Source organism: Acidovorax sp. LjRoot204 (genome assembly GCF_056175785.1).
Window position 1 is genome coordinate 1 of record NZ_JBGFFF010000050.1, and the last position, 20558, is coordinate 20558.

General features: G+C 65.0%; 18 protein-coding genes. 17 read left to right on the top strand and 1 reads right to left on the bottom strand.

The genetic code is table 11. The features are described 5' to 3' along the window. The 13 genes from AC04MI_RS11145 to nudB all read left to right on the top strand — a co-directional run. On the top strand, positions 1-3891 hold a 3891-nt coding region (locus AC04MI_RS11145), incomplete at its 5' end, for a DUF3683 domain-containing protein (RefSeq protein ID WP_476497802.1). Next, positions 3891-4322 carry an HIT family protein gene (locus tag AC04MI_RS11150; RefSeq protein ID WP_108498343.1) on the top strand — a complete coding sequence of 144 codons (432 nt, stop codon included), beginning with the start codon at positions 3891-3893 and terminating at the stop codon, positions 4320-4322. The genes AC04MI_RS11145 and AC04MI_RS11150, both read left to right, overlap by 1 nt. Positions 4323-4401: 79 nt before the next feature. Continuing rightward, positions 4402-4824: a gamma-butyrobetaine hydroxylase family protein gene (locus AC04MI_RS11155; RefSeq protein WP_395456213.1), complete on the top strand. Its 423-nt coding sequence runs from the start codon at positions 4402-4404 to the stop codon at positions 4822-4824. Between the two features lie 214 nt (positions 4825-5038). Further along, the gene (ubiE, locus tag AC04MI_RS11160; protein ID WP_056060384.1) at positions 5039-5770 is read left to right on the top strand and encodes a bifunctional demethylmenaquinone methyltransferase/2-methoxy-6-polyprenyl-1,4-benzoquinol methylase UbiE; all 732 of its coding nucleotides are present in this window, start codon (positions 5039-5041) and stop codon (positions 5768-5770) included. 36 nt (positions 5771-5806) lie between these two features. Continuing rightward, positions 5807-6844 carry a Tim44 domain-containing protein gene (locus AC04MI_RS11165; protein WP_476497803.1) on the top strand — a complete coding sequence of 346 codons (1038 nt, stop codon included), beginning with the start codon at positions 5807-5809 and terminating at the stop codon, positions 6842-6844. A gap of 61 nt (positions 6845-6905) precedes the next feature. Then, positions 6906-7544: a hypothetical protein gene (locus AC04MI_RS11170; protein ID WP_476497804.1), complete on the top strand. Its 639-nt coding sequence runs from the start codon at positions 6906-6908 to the stop codon at positions 7542-7544. After that, positions 7541-9106, top strand: coding sequence for a ubiquinone biosynthesis regulatory protein kinase UbiB (gene ubiB, locus AC04MI_RS11175; RefSeq protein WP_056747295.1), 1566 nt, complete (start codon positions 7541-7543; stop codon positions 9104-9106). Before AC04MI_RS11170 ends, ubiB begins: the two co-directional genes overlap by 4 nt. A 99-nt stretch (positions 9107-9205) precedes the next feature. After that, positions 9206-10651: a high affinity choline transporter 1 gene (locus AC04MI_RS11180; RefSeq protein ID WP_476497805.1), complete on the top strand. Its 1446-nt coding sequence runs from the start codon at positions 9206-9208 to the stop codon at positions 10649-10651. A gap of 65 nt (positions 10652-10716) precedes the next feature. Beyond that, on the top strand, positions 10717-11067 hold the full coding sequence (locus AC04MI_RS11185; RefSeq protein WP_476497806.1) for an FmdB family zinc ribbon protein: 351 nt from the start codon (positions 10717-10719) through the stop codon (positions 11065-11067). 8 nt (positions 11068-11075) lie between these two features. Further along, positions 11076-11696: a DUF502 domain-containing protein gene (locus tag AC04MI_RS11190; RefSeq protein ID WP_056747297.1), complete on the top strand. Its 621-nt coding sequence runs from the start codon at positions 11076-11078 to the stop codon at positions 11694-11696. Between the two features lie 53 nt (positions 11697-11749). Next, the gene (gene aspS, locus AC04MI_RS11195; RefSeq protein WP_476497807.1) at positions 11750-13567 is read left to right on the top strand and encodes an aspartate--tRNA ligase; all 1818 of its coding nucleotides are present in this window, start codon (positions 11750-11752) and stop codon (positions 13565-13567) included. A 138-nt stretch (positions 13568-13705) separates the two neighbouring features. Then, positions 13706-14533: a CsgG/HfaB family protein gene (locus tag AC04MI_RS11200; protein ID WP_056060409.1), complete on the top strand. Its 828-nt coding sequence runs from the start codon at positions 13706-13708 to the stop codon at positions 14531-14533. A gap of 11 nt (positions 14534-14544) precedes the next feature. After that, positions 14545-15024, top strand: coding sequence for a dihydroneopterin triphosphate diphosphatase (gene nudB / locus AC04MI_RS11205; RefSeq protein WP_436079254.1), 480 nt, complete (start codon positions 14545-14547; stop codon positions 15022-15024). Positions 15025-15076: 52 nt separating this feature from the next. Here the strand turns inward: nudB and AC04MI_RS11210 are convergent, their stop codons facing one another. Next, positions 15077-16843, bottom strand: a complete 1767-nt coding sequence (locus tag AC04MI_RS11210; protein WP_476497808.1) for a response regulator — start codon at positions 16841-16843, stop codon at positions 15077-15079. A 355-nt stretch (positions 16844-17198) separates the two neighbouring features. On the opposite strand from AC04MI_RS11210, the gene AC04MI_RS11215 reads away from it, so the two are divergent. The 4 genes from AC04MI_RS11215 to AC04MI_RS11230 all read left to right on the top strand — a co-directional run bounded on the left by AC04MI_RS11215 (position 17199) and on the right by AC04MI_RS11230 (position 20486). Beyond that, the gene (locus tag AC04MI_RS11215) at positions 17199-17936 is read left to right on the top strand and encodes an endonuclease/exonuclease/phosphatase family protein (protein WP_476497809.1); all 738 of its coding nucleotides are present in this window, start codon (positions 17199-17201) and stop codon (positions 17934-17936) included. Positions 17937-17973: 37 nt separating this feature from the next. After that, positions 17974-19218, top strand: coding sequence for a cardiolipin synthase ClsB (clsB, locus tag AC04MI_RS11220; RefSeq protein ID WP_436079255.1), 1245 nt, complete (start codon positions 17974-17976; stop codon positions 19216-19218). Between the two features lie 117 nt (positions 19219-19335). Beyond that, positions 19336-20061, top strand: a complete 726-nt coding sequence (folE, locus tag AC04MI_RS11225) for a GTP cyclohydrolase I (protein WP_056060424.1) — start codon at positions 19336-19338, stop codon at positions 20059-20061. Between the two features lie 2 nt (positions 20062-20063). Beyond that, a complete protein-coding gene (locus AC04MI_RS11230) occupies positions 20064-20486 on the top strand; it encodes a BLUF domain-containing protein (RefSeq protein WP_060986749.1) in 423 nt (140 codons plus the stop codon). Positions 20487-20558 lie beyond the last annotated feature (72 nt).

Sequence of the window (20558 nt, forward strand, 5' to 3'; positions counted from 1 at the left end):
GCCTTGCAGACGCAGGCCGCCGAGCCTGCCCGACTGCGTGAAATTCCCTATAACTACACCTCGTTTTCCGACCGGGAGATCGTGATCCGGCTGCTGGGGTCCTCATCCTGGGAGGTGCTGGACCAGCTGCGCAAAGAGCGCCGCACGGGCCGTTCGGCCCGCATGCTGTATGAGGTGCTGGGCGATATCTGGGTCGTGCAGCGCAACCCCTACCTGCAGGACGACCTGCTGGACAACCCCTCGCGCCGCAAGCTGTTGGTGGATGCCTTGCAGCACCGCCTGGGCGAGATCGAAAAACGCCGCACCCCCGCAGACGATGCCGAGCGCGACCGTCTGGTCGGTGAGCTGGTCGTCGCCGCGCGACGCGCTGTGGCCGAATTCAACGCCACCTTCGAGCAGGCCGCGCAACTGCGCCGCCAGATCCAGAAAACCCTGGGCCGCCTCACGGCCAAGGACAACATCAAGTTCGATGGCCTCTCCCGCGTGAGCCATGTGACCGACGCGACCGACTGGCGCGTCGAATACCCGTTCGTCGTGCTCACCCCCGACACCGAGGTCGAGATGGCGGGCCTGGTGAAGGGCTGCATCGAACTGGGCCTGACCATCATCCCGCGCGGGGGCGGCACCGGCTACACCGGCGGCGCCATCCCGTTGACCTGGAAGAGCGTGGTCATCAACACCGAAAAGCTCGAAGCCATGACCGAGGTGGAGATGCGCCGCCTGCCGGGCATGGACCGCGAAGTGGGCACGGTGTGGACCGAGGCCGGCGTGGTCACCCAGCGCGTGGCCGATGCGGCCGAGCGCGCGGGCTTTGTGTTTGCGGTGGACCCGACGAGCGCCGAGGCATCGTGCATTGGCGGCAACATCGCCATGAACGCGGGCGGCAAGAAGGCCGTGCTGTGGGGCACGGCGCTGGACAACCTGGCCAGCTGGCGCATGGTCACGCCTGACGCCCAGTGGCTCGAAGTGACGCGCCTGGACCACAACATGGGCAAGATCCACGACGTGGAGACGGCCACCTTCGAGCTGCAGTATTTCGAGGCCGATGGCAAGACGCCCGTGCGCACCGAGCGCCTGAGCATTCCAGGCAAGACTTTCCGCAAGGAAGGCCTGGGCAAGGACGTGACGGACAAGTTCCTGGCGGGCCTGCCCGGCATCCAGAAGGAAGGCTGCGACGGCCTCATCACCAGCGCGCGCTGGGTGGTGCACCGCATGCCSGMGCAYACSCGCACCGTRTGCCTSGARTTCTTCGGCAACGCCAAGGACGCSGTGCCCAGCATCGTCGAGATCAAGGACTTCATGTTCGCCGAGCARAAGCGCAGTGGCGTGCTGCTGGCGGGCCTGGAGCACCTGGACGACCGCTACCTGAAGGCCGTGGGTTACGCCACCAAGAGCAAAAAGGGCAACGGCGGCCTGCCCAAGATGGTGCTGATTGGCGACATTGCCGGTGACAACGCCGACGACGTGGCCCGCGTGACCAGCGAAGTGGTGCGCCTGGCCAACACCCGCAGCGGCGAAGGCTTTGTGGCCATCACGGCCGATGCGCGCAAGAAGTTCTGGGCCGACCGCAAGAAGACGGCGGCCATCAGCCGCCACACCAACGCGTTCAAGATCAACGAAGACGTGGTGATCCCGCTGCCGCGCATGGCCGAGTACACCGACGGCATCGAGCGCATCAACATCGAGCTCTCCCTGCGCAACAAGCTCAAGCTGTGCGACGCGCTGACCGAGTTCTTCGAGCGTGGCAACCTGCCCCTGGGCAAGCACGACGCCGACGACGAAGTGCCTTCGCCCGAGCTGCTGCAAGACCGCGTGGCCCAGGCCATCGCCCTGGTGGAAGAGGTGCGCGCCCTGTGGCAGGGCTGGCTGCACGATGTGGAAACGCTGTTCCCCCAACTGCAGGACCACACCCTGCGCGCCAGCTGGAAGACCCAGCTGCGGGCGCCGCTGCAAGGCATCTTCACTGGCGCGGCGTTCAAGCCCATCCTGGACGAGGCCGTGGCCATCCACAAGCGCGTGCTCAAGGGCCGCGTGTGGGTGGCGCTGCACATGCACGCAGGCGACGGCAATGTGCACACCAACATCCCGGTCAACAGCGACGACTACGAGATGCTGCAAACGGCCCACGAGGCCGTGGCGCGCATCATGGTGCTGGCGCGCAGCCTCAATGGCGTGATCTCGGGAGAGCACGGCATTGGCATCACCAAGCTGGAGTTCTTGACCGACGACGAGCTGCGCCCGTTTGCCGAGTACAAGCGCAAGGTGGACCCGGAAGGCCGCTTCAACAAAGGCAAGTTGCTCCGAAATCAGGAGCATTCAGGGCATATTCAACCAGCGCTTGGTGCCGATTTGGCTTCAAAACCGGCGCTGCATGCAGATTTGACCAACGCCTACACRCCSAGCTTCGGCCTSATGGGGCAYGAGTCGCTSATCATGCAGCAGAGCGACATCGGCGCCATTGCCGAYWSSGTSAAGGACTGCCTGCGCTGCGGCAARTGCAAGCCSGTGTGCKCCACSCACGTGCCRCGCGCCAACCTGCTGTACAGCCCRCGCAACAAGATCCTKGCMACCTCGCTGCTGGTCGARGCGTTCCTGTACGAAGAGCAGACCCGCCGGGGCGTGAGCATCAAGCACTGGCAGGAGTTTGAGGACGTGGCCGACCACTGCACGGTGTGCCACAARTGCGAGAGCCCTTGCCCGGTGAAGATCGACTTCGGCGACGTCACSATGAACATGCGCAACCTGCTGCGCAAGATGGGCAAGAAGACCTTCCGCCCCGGCAACGCATTGGCCATGACCATGCTCAACGCCACCAACCCGGACACCATCAAGTTCATGCGCTCGGCCATGGTGGACGTGGGCTTCAAGGCCCAGCGCCTGGCCGTAGACCTGCTGCGCAAGGTGGGCCGCAAGCAGACGGCCAAGCCGCCAGCGACGGTGGGCACGGCTCCGATCAAGGAGCAGGTGATCCACTTCATCAACAAGAAGCTGCCGGGCGGCCTGCCCAAGAAGACGGCGCGCGCGCTGCTCGACATCGAGGACAAGGACTACGTGCCGATCATCCGCAACCCGCAGGCCACCACGGCCGAGACGGAGGCGGTGTTCTACTTCCCTGGCTGCGGTTCGGAGCGCCTGTTCAGCCAGGTGGGTTTGGCCACGCAGGCCATGCTGTGGCACGCGGGCGTGCAGACGGTGCTGCCGCCTGGGTACCTGTGCTGCGGTTACCCCCAGCGCGGTTCGGGCCAGTTCGACAAGGCCGAGAAGATGATCACGGACAACCGCGTGCTCTTCCACCGCGTGGCCAACACGCTCAACTACCTCGATATCAAGACCGTGGTGGTGAGYTGCGGCACCTGCTACGACCAGCTGCAGGGCTACSAGTTYGACAAGATCTTCCCGGGYWGCCGCATCATCGACATCCACGAGTACCTGCTGGAAAAGGGCATTCAGCTGCAAGGCAAGGGCGCCTACCTGTACCACGAGCCCTGCCACAACCCCATGAAGCTGCAGGACTCGATGAAGACCGTGAAGGCGCTGGTGGGCGAGCAGGTCTTGAAGAGCGAGCGTTGCTGCGGCGAGTCGGGCACGCTGGGTGTGACCCGGCCCGACGTGTCCACGCAGGTGCGCTTCCGCAAGGAAGAAGAGATCAAGAAGGGCGAAGCCCAGCTGCGTGCCAGCGGTGCTGTCGGCGCCCAGGACAACGTGAAGATCCTCACCAGCTGCCCCAGCTGCCTGCAGGGCCTGAACCGCTACGAAGGCGACCTGAACAACGGCTTGCTCGAAGCCGACTACATCGTGGTCGAGATGGCGCGCGAGATCCTGGGCGAGAACTGGATGCCCGAGTACGTACACCGTGCCAACAACGGCGGCATTGAGCGGGTGCTGGTCTGATGACCTGCCCCTTGTGCGCTGAAGACGGCGGCGCATTGGTCTGGCGTGGCGAGCGCCTGCGTGTCATCCGTGCGCAGGAGGCGGGGTTCCCCGCCTTTTACCGCGTGGTCTGGAACGCGCATGTGGCCGAGTTCTCGGACCTGGCCGCCGCTGACCGTGCGCATTGCATGGAAGCCGTGACCCTGGTGGAGCAGGCCCTGCGCCAGCACCTGTCGCCCACCAAGGTCAACATCGCAGCGCTGGGCAACATGGTGCCGCACCTGCACTGGCATGTGATTGCGCGGTTTGACTGGGACAGTCACTTTCCATCGCCCGTATGGGCCGCGGCACAGCGGCCGAGCCCCGCAGCGCAAGAGGCCGCCGTGCGGGCCTTGTTGCCCGCGCTGGAAGCGCAGCTGCAGTCCCAGCTGGCGCTGTGGGCCGCCCGGTAACCTTGCTGGCAGCGTGTGCCTGGGCGGGTGGGACAATGGCAGCCGTCGTTCCTGACAACAGTTTTCTCAAGGTGATTCCATGGCAGGTTTGAAAGCGGGCGCTCCCACGCCGCAGGCCCTGACGGTGCATGAACAGTCGCGCGTGCTGGAGGTTGGTTTTTCGGATGGCGCCACGTTCCGCATCCCGTTCGAGCTGATGCGCGTGTACTCGCCCTCGGCCGAGGTGCAAGGCCACGGCCCGGGGCAGGAGGTGCTGCAGACGGGCAAGCGCAATGTGGCGCTTGTCAACCTGGAGCCTGTGGGCAACTACGCGGTCAAGCCCACGTTCTCCGACGGCCACGACAGCGGCATCTTCACCTGGGACTATCTCTACGAGCTGGGCCAGAAGCAGGACGCACTGTGGGCCCAGTACACCGAGCGGCTGGCTGCGGCGGGGGCCGATCGCGACGCGCCCATGGCGCCCAAGGGTGGTGCAGGGGGCCACGCCTGCGGCAGTCACTGACGCCCTTGGCAGGCCTGTTCAGGGGCCCGCCGCCAAAAGCCGCACAAGTCCCTGTGTGTCAAGGTGCTATTGAAAATATAGCTATCAGCGTAATATTTGCTTGCGCTAGCGGCTGTTTTTGTTTCAATAGTGTTCTCCAAATTGCGACAGATGCCCCAATTCAGTGCGGGGTTGTCGCTGTACCTCTGGCGTTCACGCGCCTAGCATGATTCTTATGAGCACCACGCATTTCGGTTTTCAGTCGGTGGACGAGCAGGAAAAGGCACGCCGCGTGCGCGGTGTGTTTGATTCCGTGGCCTCCAAGTACGACGTGATGAACGACCTCATGTCGGCGGGTCTGCACCGTGCCTGGAAGGCCTACACCGTGATGGTGGCCAACCTGCGCGAAGGCAGCCAGGTGCTGGACATTGCGGGTGGCACCGGCGACCTGGCACTGGCGTTTTCCAAGAAGGTGGGGGCGTCGGGCCGTGTGGTGCACACCGACATCAACGAAGCCATGCTGCGTGTGGGCCGTGACCGTCTCATCAACGAGGGCGTGGTGCTGCCTACGCTGGTCTGCGACGCTGAAAAGCTGCCGTTCCCCGACGCGCATTTCGACGTGGTGAGCGTGGCTTTTGGCTTGCGCAACATGACCCACAAGGACCAGGCCATTGCCGAAATGTGCCGTGTGCTCAAGCCCGGCGGCAAGCTGCTGGTGCTGGAGTTTTCCAAAGTGGCGCAGCCGCTGACCAAGGTGTACGACTGGTACTCGTTCAAGGTGCTGCCCCAGCTGGGCAAGCTGGTAGCGGGCGACGACGCGAGCTACCGGTATCTGGCGGAGTCCATCCGCATGCACCCGGGGCAGGAAGAACTCAAAAGCCTCATGCAGAAAAATGGTTTTGGGCATGTGGACTATCACAACATGACGGGGGGCATTGTGGCCCTCCATGTTGGAATCAAGTGCTGAGCGGTTTGCTCGGTCGATAACGGAGACGGAGAAGTCATGATGAAACTGTGGTCTGTGGTGTTGGTCGCGATGCTGGCGTTTGCGCACGCCGATGCCGACGCCGCGCGGCGACTGGGTGGTGGCAAATCGGTGGGCAAGCAGTCCAGCAATGTGACGCAGCGCGAGTCGGCCACGCCGCCCGCCACGCCGGGCGCACCGGCACAAAGCGCGACCAACACGGCTGCGGCAGCCAAGCCTGCTACCGCCACGCCGGCAGCGGCTCCGGCCGCGCCGGCCAAGAAGCCCTGGGGTGCCATGTTGGGCGGCCTGGCGGCGGGTCTGGGCTTGGCCTGGTTGGCGCACTCGCTGGGCCTGGGCGCGGGCTTTGGCAACATCCTGATGATTGCGCTGCTGGCGCTGGCGGCGTTTGCCATCTTCAAGATGGTCATGCGGTCGCGCAACGGCGGTAGCAATGGCTCGGGCAATGCTGCAGGTGGTGCTCCGTTCGCCTTCCAGGGCGCAGGGGCTGCAACGCCCGCTGCAGCCCAGGTGCCGCCGCAGTACAGCCCCAACAACGTGGGCAACGACGCATCGGCCCGCCCCTGGGAGCGCAGCAGCATGGCATTTGATGCCTCACGTGCCGGGCAGGGTGGCGTGGGTTCGGGTGTGGTGATCGGTTCGGGCCTGTCGGGTTCGCAGAACTGGGGTGTGCCCGCCGATTTCGACACCGAGGGTTTCCTGGCGGCCGCCAAGCGCAACTTCGTGACSYTGCAGGRCGCRTGGGACCGCTCGGATATCGCCACTCTGCGGTCCATGATGACGGACAACATGCTCGATGAGATCCGCACCCAGTTGACCGAGCGCGAAGCCCACCGGGGCACGCAGCCCAATCACACCGATGTGGTCATGATCGAAGCGCAGCTGCTGGGCATCGAAGACCTGGGCGACGGCTACATGGCCAGCGTCGAGTTCTCGGGCATGATCCGCGAAGAACCCTCGGCCGGGCCCAGCCCCTTCCGTGAGGTCTGGAACATGACCAAGCCCAAGGCGGGCAACACCGGCTGGCTGGTGGCAGGCGTGCAAGCCCTGCAGTAAACACAGCCCACGGGGCCCCTGCGTGCCAGGGGCATTCCAGTTCAGGGAATAATCGGGGACTATGGCAACACCACAGTCCCCTTTTCCTTTTCTGGACGGCCTCTTCGAGCGCCTGGCAGCTGGCCCGCAGCCCCCGCAATGGCTGGTCCACGAGGTGCAGCAGCGCCTGGTGCTGTTTCTCAACCATGTGCTGATGCAGGAGAAAGAAGCCACGGACCGGCTGGTGCGCCAAAAGGGCCGCATCGCCAGGGTGCAGTGGCGGGCCTATTCCCTGTCGCTGGTGATCACCCCTGCRGGCCTGTTCAACCTGGCGCCCGAATCCGCGGTGCCAGACCTGCGGCTGGAAGTGACCGATACCTCCCCCATCACCCTGGCCCAGGCTGCGTTGCGGGGCGACAAGCCCTCCATCCGCATTGAAGGGGATGTGCAACTGGCGGCCGAGRTCAACTGGCTGGTGGACCAYGTGCGCTGGGAYGTSGAGGAMGACCTSGCCCGCGTGATTGGCGATGCCCCTGCGCATACGCTGGCACAGTTCGCCAGCCGGGCTGCGCAGGCGCTGCGCCAGTTTGTGGGTTCGCGCATGGCAGCCGCCAGCGCGGCGTCTTCTGCAGTGGTCGTTGCGACGGCACCGGTGGCGCCCAGTGCGCCGGCGGCGGCGCCGCTGTCACCTTCGGCTGGTTCGGACCGGGCCGACGCATGAAGCGCTTCTTGCGGGGGGCGGCCATCCTGTGGGTGGTGTTCCGGTTCGGCCTGGATGGCTTGCTGCTCGACAGCTTTCAAAAGCCCTGGCTGCGCATGATCTCGCGCATCGTGTCCATCGGGCGCAATCTGGATGCGCCGCGTGGGCAACGCCTGCGCGAGGCGCTGGAAAGCCTGGGACCTATCTTCGTCAAGTTCGGCCAGGTGCTGTCCACCCGCCGCGACCTGCTTCCGCCCGACATAGCCGACGAACTGGCCCGCCTGCAGGACCGCGTGCCGCCATTCGACCCCGACATCGCCATCGCCACCATCGAGCGTGCCTTCCGTCGTCCGGTGGACGAGGTGTTCACCTCTTTCGACCGCACACCGGTGGCCAGCGCGTCCATCGCCCAGGTGCATTTCGCCACGCTGCGCGACCGCCAGGGCATTGAGCGCGAGGTAGCGGTCAAGGTACTGCGGCCTGGCATGCTGCCGGTGATCGAGAAGGACCTGAGCCTCATGCGCATGATGGCGGGATGGGTGGAGAGCCTGTCTGCCGATGGCAAGCGCCTGAAGCCCCGTGAGGTGGTGGCAGAGTTTGACAACTACCTGCACGACGAACTGGACCTGGTGCGCGAGGCTGCCAACGCTGCGCAGCTGCGCCGCAACATGACCGGGCTGGACCTGGTGCTGATCCCCGAGATCTTCTGGGACTTCTGCCACCCCGAGGTCATGGTGATGCAGCGCATGAACGGTGTGCCCATCAGCCAGATCGACCGCCTGCGGGAGGCCGGTGTGGACATCCCCAAGCTGGCGCGCGACGGCGTCACCATCTTCTTCACCCAGGTGTTTCGCGACGGGTTTTTTCACGCCGATATGCACCCGGGCAACATCCAGGTGAGTCTGGAGCCTGCCACGTTCGGCCGCTACATCTCGCTGGACTTCGGCATCGTGGGCACGCTGACCGAAGTGGACAAGGAATACCTGGCGCAGAACTTTGTGGCGTTCTTCCGGCGCGACTACAAGCGGGTGGCAGAGCTGCACATCGAAAGCGGCTGGGTGCCGCCCGAAACGCGGGTCAATGACCTCGAGTCGGCCATCCGCGCCGTGTGCGAGCCATATTTTGACCGCCCACTCAAGGAAATCTCGCTGGGCCTGGTGCTGATGCGGCTGTTTCAGACCTCGCGCCGCTTCCATGTCGAGATTCAGCCCCAGCTGGTGCTGCTGCAAAAGACCCTGCTCAACATCGAGGGCCTGGGCCGCGAGCTGGACCCGGACCTGGACCTGTGGAGCACGGCCAAGCCCTTCCTTGAAAAGTGGATGCTGGAGCAGATGGGCCCCCAGCGCCTGTGGCGCGAGCTGCGGGCCGAGGCGCCGCACTATGCCAAGCTGCTGCCCGAGCTGCCACGACTCATCTACGACGCGCTGCGCCAGCGCCCGGCAGACCACGAGCCTGCACTGCGTGAACTGCTGGAAGCGCAAAAACGCACCAACCGGCTGCTGCAAGGCATCATTTTTGCTGGGGTCGGGTTTGTGCTGGGCTTGCTGCTCATCCAACTGCTGATCAGAATCCGGCTTTTCTGACGATCTGCATGCCCGGTGCCCCGGTGTGGGGAGCGCCGGGGCGCAGGTCGGATTTCTTCACCCTGGACCGACCGAGACAAAAAGAGAGAGGAGCGCGCTGTGCTGCTGACCCTGGTTATCGTTTACCTGCTGATCACCATCGGCATCGGCTTGCTGGCAGCCCGGCGTGTGAAGAACGCTGCGGACTTTGCCATTGCCGGGCGCCACCTGCCGCTGTACATGATCATCACCACCACGTTTGCCACCTGGTTTGGGTCGGAGACCGTGCTGGGCATTCCCGCCAAGTTCATCGAGGGCGGTCTGGGCAATGTGGTGGAAGACCCATTCGGCGCGGGCTTCTGCCTGATCCTGGTCGGCCTGTTCTTTGCCGGCAAGCTGTACCGCATGACGCTGCTCACCATCAGCGACTATTACCGCGAACGCTATGGCCGCACGGTGGAAATCGTCTGCTCGCTGATCATCATGTTGAGCTACCTGGGCTGGGTTTCTGCCCAGGTCACAGCGCTGGGCCTGGTGTTCAACCTGCTGTCTGGCGGTGCCATCAGCATTCCGGTGGGCATGACGATTGGTGTGGTCTCCATCCTGGCGTACACGCTGTTCGGCGGCATGTGGTCGGTGGCGGTSACCGACTTCATCCAGATGATCATCCTGGTGGYGGGSCTGGCCKKCATTGCSGTGTTYGCSGGCAACATGGCCGGGGGSGCCGACAAGGTGATCGAGTTCGCGTCCAGTCGTGAGCTGTTCCGGTTCCTGCCTGAGCCCAAGTTCCATGACGTGGTGTTCTTCATCGCCGCGGGCGTGACCATGATGTTCGGCTCCATCCCGCAGCAGGACGTCTTTCAGCGTGTGATGTCGGCCAACAACATCCAGGCCGCCACGCGCGGTCCCGTGATCGGTGGCATCTGCTACATCCTGTTCGCCTTCGTGCCCATGTTCCTGGTGGCCAGCGCGCTCATCATCATGCCCACGGAAACGGCTGCGCTGCTCAAGGACGACCCGCAAAAGGTGCTGCCCACGCTGGTGCTGGAGAAGATGCCTTTTGTGATGCAGGTGCTGTTCTTTGGGGCCCTGCTGTCGGCGCTCAAGTCCACGGCCTCCGCCACGCTGCTGGCGCCCAGCGTCACTTTCACCGAAAACATCTGGCGCCAGTTCCGCCCGCACAGCTCGGACAAGCAGCATCTGCGCACCATGCGCATCACCACGCTCGTTTTCAGTGCCTGCGTGTTGGCCTATGCCATCTACATGCAGGGTACTTCCATCTATGAGCTGGTGTCGGGTGCCTACCAGGTGCCGCTGGTGGGAGCGTTTGTGCCGCTGGTGTTCGGCCTGTACTGGAAGCGTGCCACCACGCAGGGCGCCATCTTTGCCATCGTGCTGGGCCTGGTGACCTGGCTGCTGTTCCTGTCCACTCCGGCGGGGGCAATCTTTCCTGCGCAGCTGGCGGGTTTGCTGGCCGCGCTGGCGGGCATGCTGATCGGCTCCCTCGGGCCACAGGCCATCCGCAACAGCCACGCCTCCCACCACAAGATGGTTGGGGTCGAGTAACGCGGGGGGTGAAGGGGCATGCCGCCTATAATTGAGGGTTTTGCACTTTCCCTCAACACACTGACATGCCTATTTRCGCCTACAAATGCGGCTCCTGTGGCCATGCCAAGGATGTGCTGCAAAAAATCTCCGACGCACCCCTGACCGTGTGCCCCGCCTGCGGAGCCGAAGCCTTCTCCAAGCAGSTCACTGCCGCAGGTTTTCAGCTCAAGGGYTCSGGCTGGTACGTGACCGATTTCCGTGGCGGAAACGGTGGCAACTCCGCCCCGGCCACCGAGGCCAAGTCGGAGTCCAAGACTGAATCGGCGGCACCTGCCAGTGGCGGTGATGCTCCTAAAAAGGAAGCGGCCAGCACGAGCACTGCCAGCGCTACCGGTACTGCTGGTACCAGTGGTACTTCTTCCTCTTCGAGCTGAGGACCTGCATGGCTGCCCTGCGCAAATGGCTGTTGACAGGCCTTCTGGTCATCGTGCCCGGTGTCATCACGGCCTGGGTGCTCAACTGGATTGTGAGCACGCTCGACCAGACCCTGCAGATCCTGCCCGGCGCGTGGCAGCCCGACAAGCTGCTCGGAGTGCATGTCCCGGGCTTTGGTGTGGTCCTCACGCTGGCCATCTTGCTCGTGGTGGGCGCCATTGCCAGCAACTTTGCGGGCCGCAAGCTTGTGCAGTGGGGCGACGCGCTGGTACACCGCATTCCGGTGGTGCGCTCTATCTACTCCAGCGTCAAGCAGGTGTCGGACACGCTGTTCTCCGAGAGCGGCAATGCCTTTCGCAAGGCCGTGCTCGTGCAGTGGCCCCGCGAAGGGGTATGGACTGTGGCGTTCGTCACCGGCGCCCCCAATGGTGAAGTGGCTGCGTACCTGCGCGACGAGTTCGTCAGCGTATACGTGCCCACCACCCCCAACCCCACGGGGGGGTATTTTGTGATGGTTCGCAAGAGCGACTGTGTCGAGCTCGAAATGAGTGTGGACAGCGCCCTCAAGTACATCGTCTCCATGGGTGTGGTGGCTCCAGCGGACCCCACGCTGCCCCCACCCAAGTAAGAAAAGCAATCTCTTTCAACGTCAACGCGCCCTGCGGCGCCGGAAGTTTTGTCATGGCCATGCGTTCCCACTATTGCGGTCTTGTGACCGAAGCCCTGWTGGGCCAAACCGTYACCCTGTSSGGCTGGGTSAACCGCCGCCGYGACCATGGGGGCGTGATCTTCATCGACSTGCGCGACCGYGAAGGCTACGTGCAGGTGGTGTGCGACCCCGACCGCGCCGAGATGTTCAAGGTCGCCGAAGGCGTGCGCAACGAGTTCTGCGTGCAGGTCAAGGGTGTGGTGCGCGCACGCCCCGCAGGCACCACCAACGACAAGCTCAAGASCGGCCAGATCGAAGTGCTGTGCCATGAGCTSAASGTGCTSAACCCCTCCGTCACGCCTCCGTTCCAGATCGACGAGGAAAACCTGTCGGAAACCACGCGCCTCACGCACCGCGTGCTSGACCTGCGCCGCCCGKMCATGCAGMACAACMTGATGCTGCGCTACAAGGTSRCRATGGARRYGCGCAAGTTCCTCGATGCSAAYGGCTTCATCGACATCGARACCCCSATGCTCRSCAAGWSCACGCCCGAAGGCGCGCGCGACTAYCTCGTGCCCAGCCGCGTGCACGACGGCMRYTTCTTCGCRYTGCCSCAGTCGCCSCAGCTSTTCAAGCAGCTGCTGATGGTGGCSGGCTWCGACCGCTACTACCAGATCACCAAGTGCTTCCGCGACGAAGACTTGCGTGCTGACCGCCAGCCTGAATTCACCCAGATCGATATCGAGACATCGTTCATGGAAGAGCAGGACATCCGCGACATGTTCCAGGGCATGATCAAGACGGTGTTCCAGAACACGCTGGGCGTGGACCTGGGCGAGTTCCCCGTCATGACCTACCAGGACGCTGCGCGCCTGTATGGCTCCGACAAGCCCGATCTGCGCGTGAAGCTCGAATTCACCGAGCTGACCGACGTGATGAAGGACGTGGACTTCAAGGTGTTCTCGGGCGCCGCCAACATGAAGAATGGCCGCGTGGTCGGCCTGCGCGTGCCCGGTGGCTCGGTCGAAGGCGGCGGCATCAGCCGTGGAGAAATCGACGCCTACACCGAGTTCGTCAAGATCTACGGCGCCAAGGGTCTGGCCTACATCCGCGTCAACGAACTGGCCAAGGGCCGTGACGGTCTGCAGTCGCCCATCGTGAAGAACATCCACGACGCAGCCCTGCAAGCCGTGCTGGAGCGCACTGGCGCACAGGATGGCGACCTGATCTTCTTCGGTGCCGACAAGGAAAAGATCGTCAACGACGCSATCGGYGCGCTGCGYRTSAAGATCGGCCACAGCGMSTTCGGCAAGAAGARCGGCCTGTTCGASRACCGCTGGGCSCCGCTGTGGGTGGTCGACTTCCCGATGTTCGAGTACGACGAGGAAAACCAGCGCTGGAACTCGGTGCACCACCCCTTCACCAGCCCCAAGGATGGTCACGAAGACTGGATGGTCACTGCGCCCGAGAAGTGCATCTCCAAGGGCTACGACATGGTGCTCAACGGCTGGGAAATGGGTGGCGGCTCCGTCCGTATCCACCGCGCCGACGTGCAGCAGAAGGTGTTTGACGCCCTCAACATCACGCCCGAAGAAGCCCAGCTCAAGTTCGGCTTCCTGCTGGATGCGCTGCAGTACGGCGCGCCCCCGCACGGCGGCCTGGCCTTTGGCCTGGACCGCATCGTGACGCTGATGACCGGTGCCGAGTCGATCCGCGACGTGATCGCCTTCCCCAAGACCCAACGCGCCCAGTGTCTGCTCACGCAGGCGCCCAGCCCCGTGGACGAAAAGCAGCTGCGCGAGCTGCACATCCGCCTGCGCAACCCCGACGCGGTCAAGACTGCGGCCTGATTCCGGACGCATCACGTCCTTCGCGCATGCAGCCATGCATCGCACACCAAGCGGCTCGGGCCTTGCGCCCTGGCCGCTTTTTTCATGCGCGGCGCATCGGGCACTGGCCGCCGTGCACGGACTGAAAGAGGTACTTCCATGCGTTTGTTGACACGCTCCCATTGGCTGCTTGCGGCCGCATGCATCGCCCTGGCCGGATGCGGCGAGAAGAAGACCGAACTGGGGCAGGGCGGCTCGGTGGTCACGGGCTCGGCCGGGCCCCAGGGCGCGCAGAACGCGGCCCGTGAGCTGGTGCGTTGCGATGCGCCCGTGGCCACGCTGGCGCTGGCCGAGAACCCCAATGGCTACATCATGGGCTCGGGCTACCAGCTGCCCGCGTCGCCGGTGCCACTGGTCAAGCTGCTGGCCCAGCAGAGCGGGTGTTTCCGCGTGGTGGACCGGGCAGCGGGCCTGAAGGGCACTGTGCAGGAGCAGGAATTGAAGGACGCAGGCATCTTGCGCAAGAACAACTCCACCGTGGCCAAGGGCAAGGGGTACGAGGCGCAGTACACGCTCACGCCCAGCCTCACGTTCAGCGAGCAGGATGCGGGCCGGGGCCTGGCCGGGGTGATTGCCATGATCCCGGTACTGCGCGACATCGCAGGCCTGGCAGGGCTGGTGGAGCAGGTCAAGTTCAAGGAAGCACAGACGGCCTTGCTGCTGTCCGACAACGAAACCACCGAACAGGTAGCTGCGGCCACGGGCTCAGCGCGCACCACCGACCTGGGGGTGGGCGGCCTGGTGTTTGGCAAGCTGGGCGGTGCCGCGGGCGCTGGCTGGAGCAATACCAACGAAGGCAAGGTCATTGCTGCGGCGTTTCTGGACGCGCACAACCAGCTGGTGGTGCAGGCGCGTGCGTTGCAGGCCAAGGAGCTGCCCCCGCCCGTGCCCACCACCACAGCAGCCCAGCGCCCCAAGGGGGGCTGAAGGCACAGGCCATGGCAGCCGCCGCCGGGCCACCGCGGCCTTACAAGCTTCCAGAGTCGGTGCTGGTGGTGATCCACACCCCCGCGCTGGAGGTGCTGCTGATCCGCCGCACCGGGGGCGAGGGACATTGGCAGTCGGTCACCGGTAGCAAGGATGCGCTGGACGAGCCTTTTGCCGAGACCGCACGCCGTGAAGTGGCCGAAGAAACCAGCATGGACACCCAGGCACCGGGTTGCCTGCTGACCGACTGGGCGCTGGAGAACGTGTACGACATCTGGCCCCAATGGCTGCACCGTTATGCCCCTGGTGTGGTGCGCAACCGCGAGCGCGTGTTTGGCCTGCGTGTGCCCGCAGGCACGCCCGTGGTGCTGAGCCCGCGTGAGCACGACGCCTATGAGTGGCTGCCCTGGCAGCAGGCCGCTGACCGGTGTTTTTCAGCGTCCAATGCCGAGGCGTGCCTGTTACTCCCCCGGTTTTTGCATCTCGGGTGAGTGGACTCCGAATGGCCCGGCGGCAACAGGGGCAAGGCAGGGCGGCGTCGCCTCAAGAGGCGTCTGGAGGCCGCAAGCGCAGGGCGGCAGCAGGATCGTCGGCATCGTCTGCGGGCGACGGGCCGAGGGCCGAGCTGTCGGGCGATGGCTGCGGAGTGCGCGTGGGCGTGTTGTCACTGCTGCCCCGCACCCTCAGTGCCACTCCGCCGGGGTGACGTTCACTGTCTTGCCCCAGGATGGCCCTCGCCGGGGTGCTGCCCATGCGTGCGCGCAGTGCGTCGATGCTCTCTTGCAGCGGTTGGGGGGCGGCCATGCGCGCGCCATGGCGTAGCAGCACTTGCTGTGCCATATCGAGCAGTTTGGAGTTGAGGGTGCGTTCGGCTTCGGCCAGCAGGTTTTGCACGGCACCGCCAGGGTCGCCGCCCAGGCTTTGCGCCATGGCGACTTCGGCCGTCTTGTTGACGCGTTGCAGGCAGTCTCGCACCAGTTGGCTATAAGGCTCATGCAGATTGCAGGCGTTGGCCATCAGCTCGGTCAAGCCGCGTGTGTTGGCATAGCGCATGCCCAGTGCCAGCACCCAGCTGTCGCCCTCGGGCAGCTCGATCGACGTGACGGSCAATACGGCCAGCAGGCTGCCCAGGTTGCAGGCAGCCTCAAAGTCGAAGGTGCTGGACGTGATCTCGCGGGCCATGCCACGCACCGATTCAACCGCTTGCGAGAACTGCCGCTGCTGGATGAGCTGCAGCGCCCGCGCCACCTCGGCAAAACGCCGGATGCGCGCGCTGCCGTAGTGGCGCTCCAGGATGCGCGCAAAGTCGGCCATGCAGCGCTCGATGCCCTTGCGGTCGTTCTCGGCGTAATACGCAAACGTCAGCAGCACCAGCGACTGGTAGTCGAACAGCTTGGAGTCAATGCCCAGCACTGTGGCGCGTGCCAGCACCTTGGTGGCGGTGGCGCGGTCGCCCATGTAGTACGACATCATCCCCAGCTTCTGCAGCCGCACCACCGAGTCGGGCGTGAGGGTGCTGGCCGTGCGGTAGGTTTCGATGGCCTGCGAAAAATTGCCCATCTCCACCTGCGCGCGGCCCAGCACGTCGTAGGCGTCGGCGAACGACGCGTCTTCGCCAATCAACTCCTGCAAGGTGGTGATGGCGCGCGCGGCCTGGCCTGATTCGATCTGTGCGCGGGCCACGCCCAGCTTGGCCCAGGGCAGGGCCCGTGCCGCGATGACGGCCTCGAACAGGGTGCGCGCCTCGTCGTGGCGGCCCAGGCGCAGCAGCAGCTCCGACCCGATGCGGGCGGCGTACAGCCAATAGGGCTTGCGGGCCTCGAAACGCTCCACGCAAAGCGCGGCGGCCTGCTCGAAGTCCTCGGCCTCGATGGCATCGAAAATGGGCTTGAGGTGGATCTTGCGCAGGCGCGCCAGGCTCAGGCGCTCGAACAGCGCGCTGGGCGTGAAGGGCTTGAGCAGGTAGCCGTCCAGGGCCGACTCGGCGGCCTCGGCCACTGCGGCGTACGACGCCTCGGCCGTGACCATGAAGAACACCGTCGAAAACGGCAGCAGCTGTGCGCGCCGCAGGTCATCCAGCAGGGTCTGGCCCGAGTAGTTGGATTCGCCAAAAAACTGGTCGCACAGCACGTAGTCGAACACTGTGTGCTCCAGCCGGGCGCGCGCGTCCTGCACACGGGAGCATTGCACGATGCGGGTCACGCCGTACTCGCGCAGCTGCCCCACCAGAATGCTGCGCGATGTGGCATTGCTGTCCACGATCAGCGCCTGGGTCTGTGGGGCGGGATTGGGGCCGCTCTCGGTAGCCATGGGGTCGGGGCCGTCCCTGCGTGCTCAAAATGTTGGAGTCTCCAGTGTAAAGCGCTGCCGCCCCCTGCCTGCGTCGGGCAAACCCCTTGCCACCACGGCTTGCGACACAATCTCCAGTCCTAGGAGCGGCAATTGACCGCTTGCCGTTTTCAAGGGCGCCTCATGGATACTGACTCTCGCTGCTTCGTTGACGTTCGCTTGTCGAGTGGGCACGCTACGCATTCGCCAGCACCGCGCTGGGCGCGCCATGCGGCATTGCTCCTTCTTGCGGGCATGAGCCCGCCGCGTCCTCGCGCCTTGCCTGGCGCACCCATCGCGACGCTGGCGAGCGCGTTCAATTACCCCTCCTAGGACCATGCAACACGACGACATCCTGCGCGTAGCCACCTACAACATCCACAAGGGTGTGCAAGGCATCGGGCCCGCGCGGCGGCTGGAGATTCACAACCTGGGCCTTGCGGTGGAGCAGCTCGACGCCGACATCGTCTGCCTGCAGGAGGTGCGCAAGCTGCACCGGCGCGAGGCGGCCTACTTTCAGCGCTGGCCTGATCTGCCGCAGGCCGAGTTCCTGGCGCCCGAAGGCTACGAGGCGGTGTACCGCACCAATGCGGTCACCAAACACGGCGAACATGGCAACGCGTTGCTCACCCGCTGGCCGGTGATCGGGCACCAGCATGAAGACATCTCGGACCACCGTTTTGAACAGCGCGGGCTGCTGCATGTGGAGGTGGATGTGCAGGGCCGCAACGTGCACGTGATCGTGGTGCACCTGGGCCTGATCCCTGGCAGCCGCATCCGCCAGGTCGAGCGCCTGCAGGGCTTCATCGAGCGCGAGGTGCCCCCTGGTACGCCGCTGGTGGTGGCCGGTGACTTCAACGACTGGGGGCAGTTGCTCAAGCGCATGCTGGCAGGCTTTGGCCTGTATGAATGGGATGCGCCCCGCACCTTCACCTACCCCGCACGCCTGCCCCTGGCGCAGCTGGACCATGTGTATGCGCGCGGGCTCACGCYGCTGTCGCTGCAGGTGCCGCGTGGGCGCATCTGGTGGCGCATGTCGGACCATCTGCCCTTGATTGCGGAGTTCCGGCTGTGAGGCGCTGCCGGGGTGTGCGCGGTGGCGGGGTGACGGGATGAGGCGCAAGCCCTCTGCGCAGGCCCCGGGCACCGGGCCCGCCGACGACCACCAGGTCCGGCTTCTGCAAGGTGCCGAGGAGTTCTTTCCGGCGCTCACCGAGGCCATGGATGCGGCGATGGCGGACATCCAGTTCGAGACCTACATCTTTGACTTCACCAGCGCCGGAGCCACCGTGGCCCAGGCGCTGATGCGCGCTGCAGCGCGCGGCGTGCGCACCCATCTGGTGGTCGATGGCGTGGGCACGGGCGCGTTGCCCAAGGCCTGGGCCGATCAGTTTCAGGCCGCCGGGGTGCAGTGCAGCGTGTATTCGCCGCTGGGGCCGCTGGGGCTGCTGCTGCCACACCGCTGGCGGCGCCTGCACCGCAAGCTGTGTGTGGTGGATGGGCTGGTGCTGTTTTGTGGCGGCATCAATGTGCTGGACGACTTTCACGACCCTAACCACGGCGCGCTGGAGGCCCCCCGTTTTGACTTTGCCGTGCGGGCCACGGGCAGCCTGGTGGCATCGGCCAGCGACACCATGGACCAGCTCTGGTGGCGCATGCAGGCCGTGCGCGACGCACGCCAGCGCCGCTTGCCGGAGGCCCTGCAGGCCTTGCGCGCGGCCAGCGCGGCACGGCACGCGGAGCAGGGCGGCAACCCCGGCGCAGGCCCGCCTGTGCGCGCCACCCTGGTGCTGCGCGACAACGTGCGCAACCGCAGCCGCATCGAGAAGGCCTACCGCCGCGCCATCGGCGCAGCACGGCACGAGGTCATCATTGCCAATGCCTACTTCATGCCCGGCGGCAAGCTGCGCCGCGCGCTGGTGATGGCCGCGCGCCGGGGCGTGCGGGTGCGCCTGCTGCTGCAGGGACGGTACGAATACTTCATGCAGTACCACGCGGCCCGTCCCGTGTACGGCGCGCTGCTGGAGGCGGGGGTCGAGATCTACGAGTACGCCCCCAGCTTTCTGCACGCCAAGGTGGCCGTCATCGATGCGCAGGGCGACCGGCCCTGGGCCACGGTGGGCTCGTCCAACCTTGACCCGCTCTCTTTGCTGCTGGCGCGCGAGGCCAATGTGGTGGTGGAAGACGCCGCCTTCGCCATCGACCTGCGCCAGCGCCTGGTGCACGCCATGCAGCACGCGGGCCGCCGCATGGACCCTGCGCGCTATGCCGGCCGCCCGCTGCGCCAGCGGGTGCTGGACCGCGTGGCGTTTGGTCTCATGCGCCTGGCGCTGTGGGTGACTGGCAAGCGGTATTGAGGGCGCCTTTGTCGAGTTTGCTATATTATTAATAGCTGCTCAGGCATATTCCACTAGCGCTTGCTGTCTAAAACCCTTGTAATTGATCAAACTGGGTTCGCTGGTACGATGCCAGCCATGTCCAGCCAACCTGCCGCCGATATGACGCCCACCTCACCGGACGAAGGCACGCCCGTTTCCGTCAAGATCCGAGAACGCCTTGCCGCCGCGCGCAAGCGCTTTCACGCCAACGACAACATTGCCGAATTCATCGAGCCCGGCGAGCTGGAAAAGCTGCTCGACGAGGTCGAGGTCAAGATGCAAGGCGTGCTCGACAGCCTGGTCATCAACACCCAGGGCGACCACAACACCAACAACACCGCGCGCCGCGTGGCCAAGATGTACCTCAACGAGGTGTTCCGCGGCCGCTATGTGGCACAGCCGCCCATCACCGAGTTCCCCAACGCCGAGCACTTGAACGAGCTGATGATCGTGGGCCCGCTCACCGTGCGCAGTGCCTGCAGCCACCACTTCTGCCCCGTCATCGGCAAGATCTGGATCGGCGTGATGCCCAACGAGCACACCAACGTGATCGGCCTGAGCAAATACGCGCGCCTGGTGGACTGGATCATGGGCCGCCCCCAGATCCAGGAAGAAGCCGTGGTGCAGCTGGCCGACCTGATCATGGAAAAGACCCAGCCCGACGGCCTCGCCATCGTCATGGAAGCCAGCCACTTCTGCATGTCCTGGCGCGGCGTGCGCGACAACGACAGCCGCATGATCAACTCGGTCATGCGTGGCGTGTTCCTCAAGGACAGCGCCCTGCGCCGTGAATTTTTGTCCCTCATTCCTGGAAAGAACTGACCATGCTGGTACGCCTGCTTTACGCCAGTCGCGCGGTCGATACCTCGCCCGCCGCCATCGAAGCCATCCTGACGCAGTCGCGCCAGCACAACCCCGGCAGCGGCATCACCGGCGTGCTGTGCTACGGCGGTGGCGTGTTCCTGCAAGCCATCGAGGGCGGCCGCTCGGCGGTGAGCGAGCTGTACGGCCACATCCAGAAAGATTCGCGCCACAAGGACGTGGTGCTGCTGCACTACGAAGAAATCGCCGAGCGCCGTTTTGGCGGCTGGACCATGGGCCAGGTCAATCTGTCCAAGATCAACCACTCCATCCTGCTGAAATACTCCGAAAAGCCTGAGCTGGACCCGTATTCGGTGTCGGGCAAGGTGTCGTTTGCGCTGCTTGAAGAGTTGATGGCCACGGCCTCCATCATCGGCCGAGCCTGAAAAGCGGGGCGCTTTGCTACTGCGCCAGCCGATTCAGGGCCTGCTGTGCTCGCCGTACGAGAGTACGGCTGC

Coding starts and splice junctions, on each gene's coding strand:
- ubiE (WP_056060384.1), top strand. CDS start 5,039: ATGAGCACCACGCATTTCGGTTTTCAGTCGGTGGACGAGCAGGAAAAG.
- AC04MI_RS11150 (WP_108498343.1), top strand. CDS start 3,891: ATGACCTGCCCCTTGTGCGCTGAAGACGGCGGCGCATTGGTCTGGCGT.
- nudB (WP_436079254.1), top strand. CDS start 14,545: ATGGCAGCCGCCGCCGGGCCACCGCGGCCTTACAAGCTTCCAGAGTCG.
- ubiB (WP_056747295.1), top strand. CDS start 7,541: ATGAAGCGCTTCTTGCGGGGGGCGGCCATCCTGTGGGTGGTGTTCCGG.
- folE (WP_056060424.1), top strand. CDS start 19,336: ATGTCCAGCCAACCTGCCGCCGATATGACGCCCACCTCACCGGACGAA.
- clsB (WP_436079255.1), top strand. CDS start 17,974: ATGAGGCGCAAGCCCTCTGCGCAGGCCCCGGGCACCGGGCCCGCCGAC.
- AC04MI_RS11200 (WP_056060409.1), top strand. CDS start 13,706: ATGCGTTTGTTGACACGCTCCCATTGGCTGCTTGCGGCCGCATGCATC.
- AC04MI_RS11190 (WP_056747297.1), top strand. CDS start 11,076: ATGGCTGCCCTGCGCAAATGGCTGTTGACAGGCCTTCTGGTCATCGTG.
- AC04MI_RS11230 (WP_060986749.1), top strand. CDS start 20,064: ATGCTGGTACGCCTGCTTTACGCCAGTCGCGCGGTCGATACCTCGCCC.
- AC04MI_RS11155 (WP_395456213.1), top strand. CDS start 4,402: ATGGCAGGTTTGAAAGCGGGCGCTCCCACGCCGCAGGCCCTGACGGTG.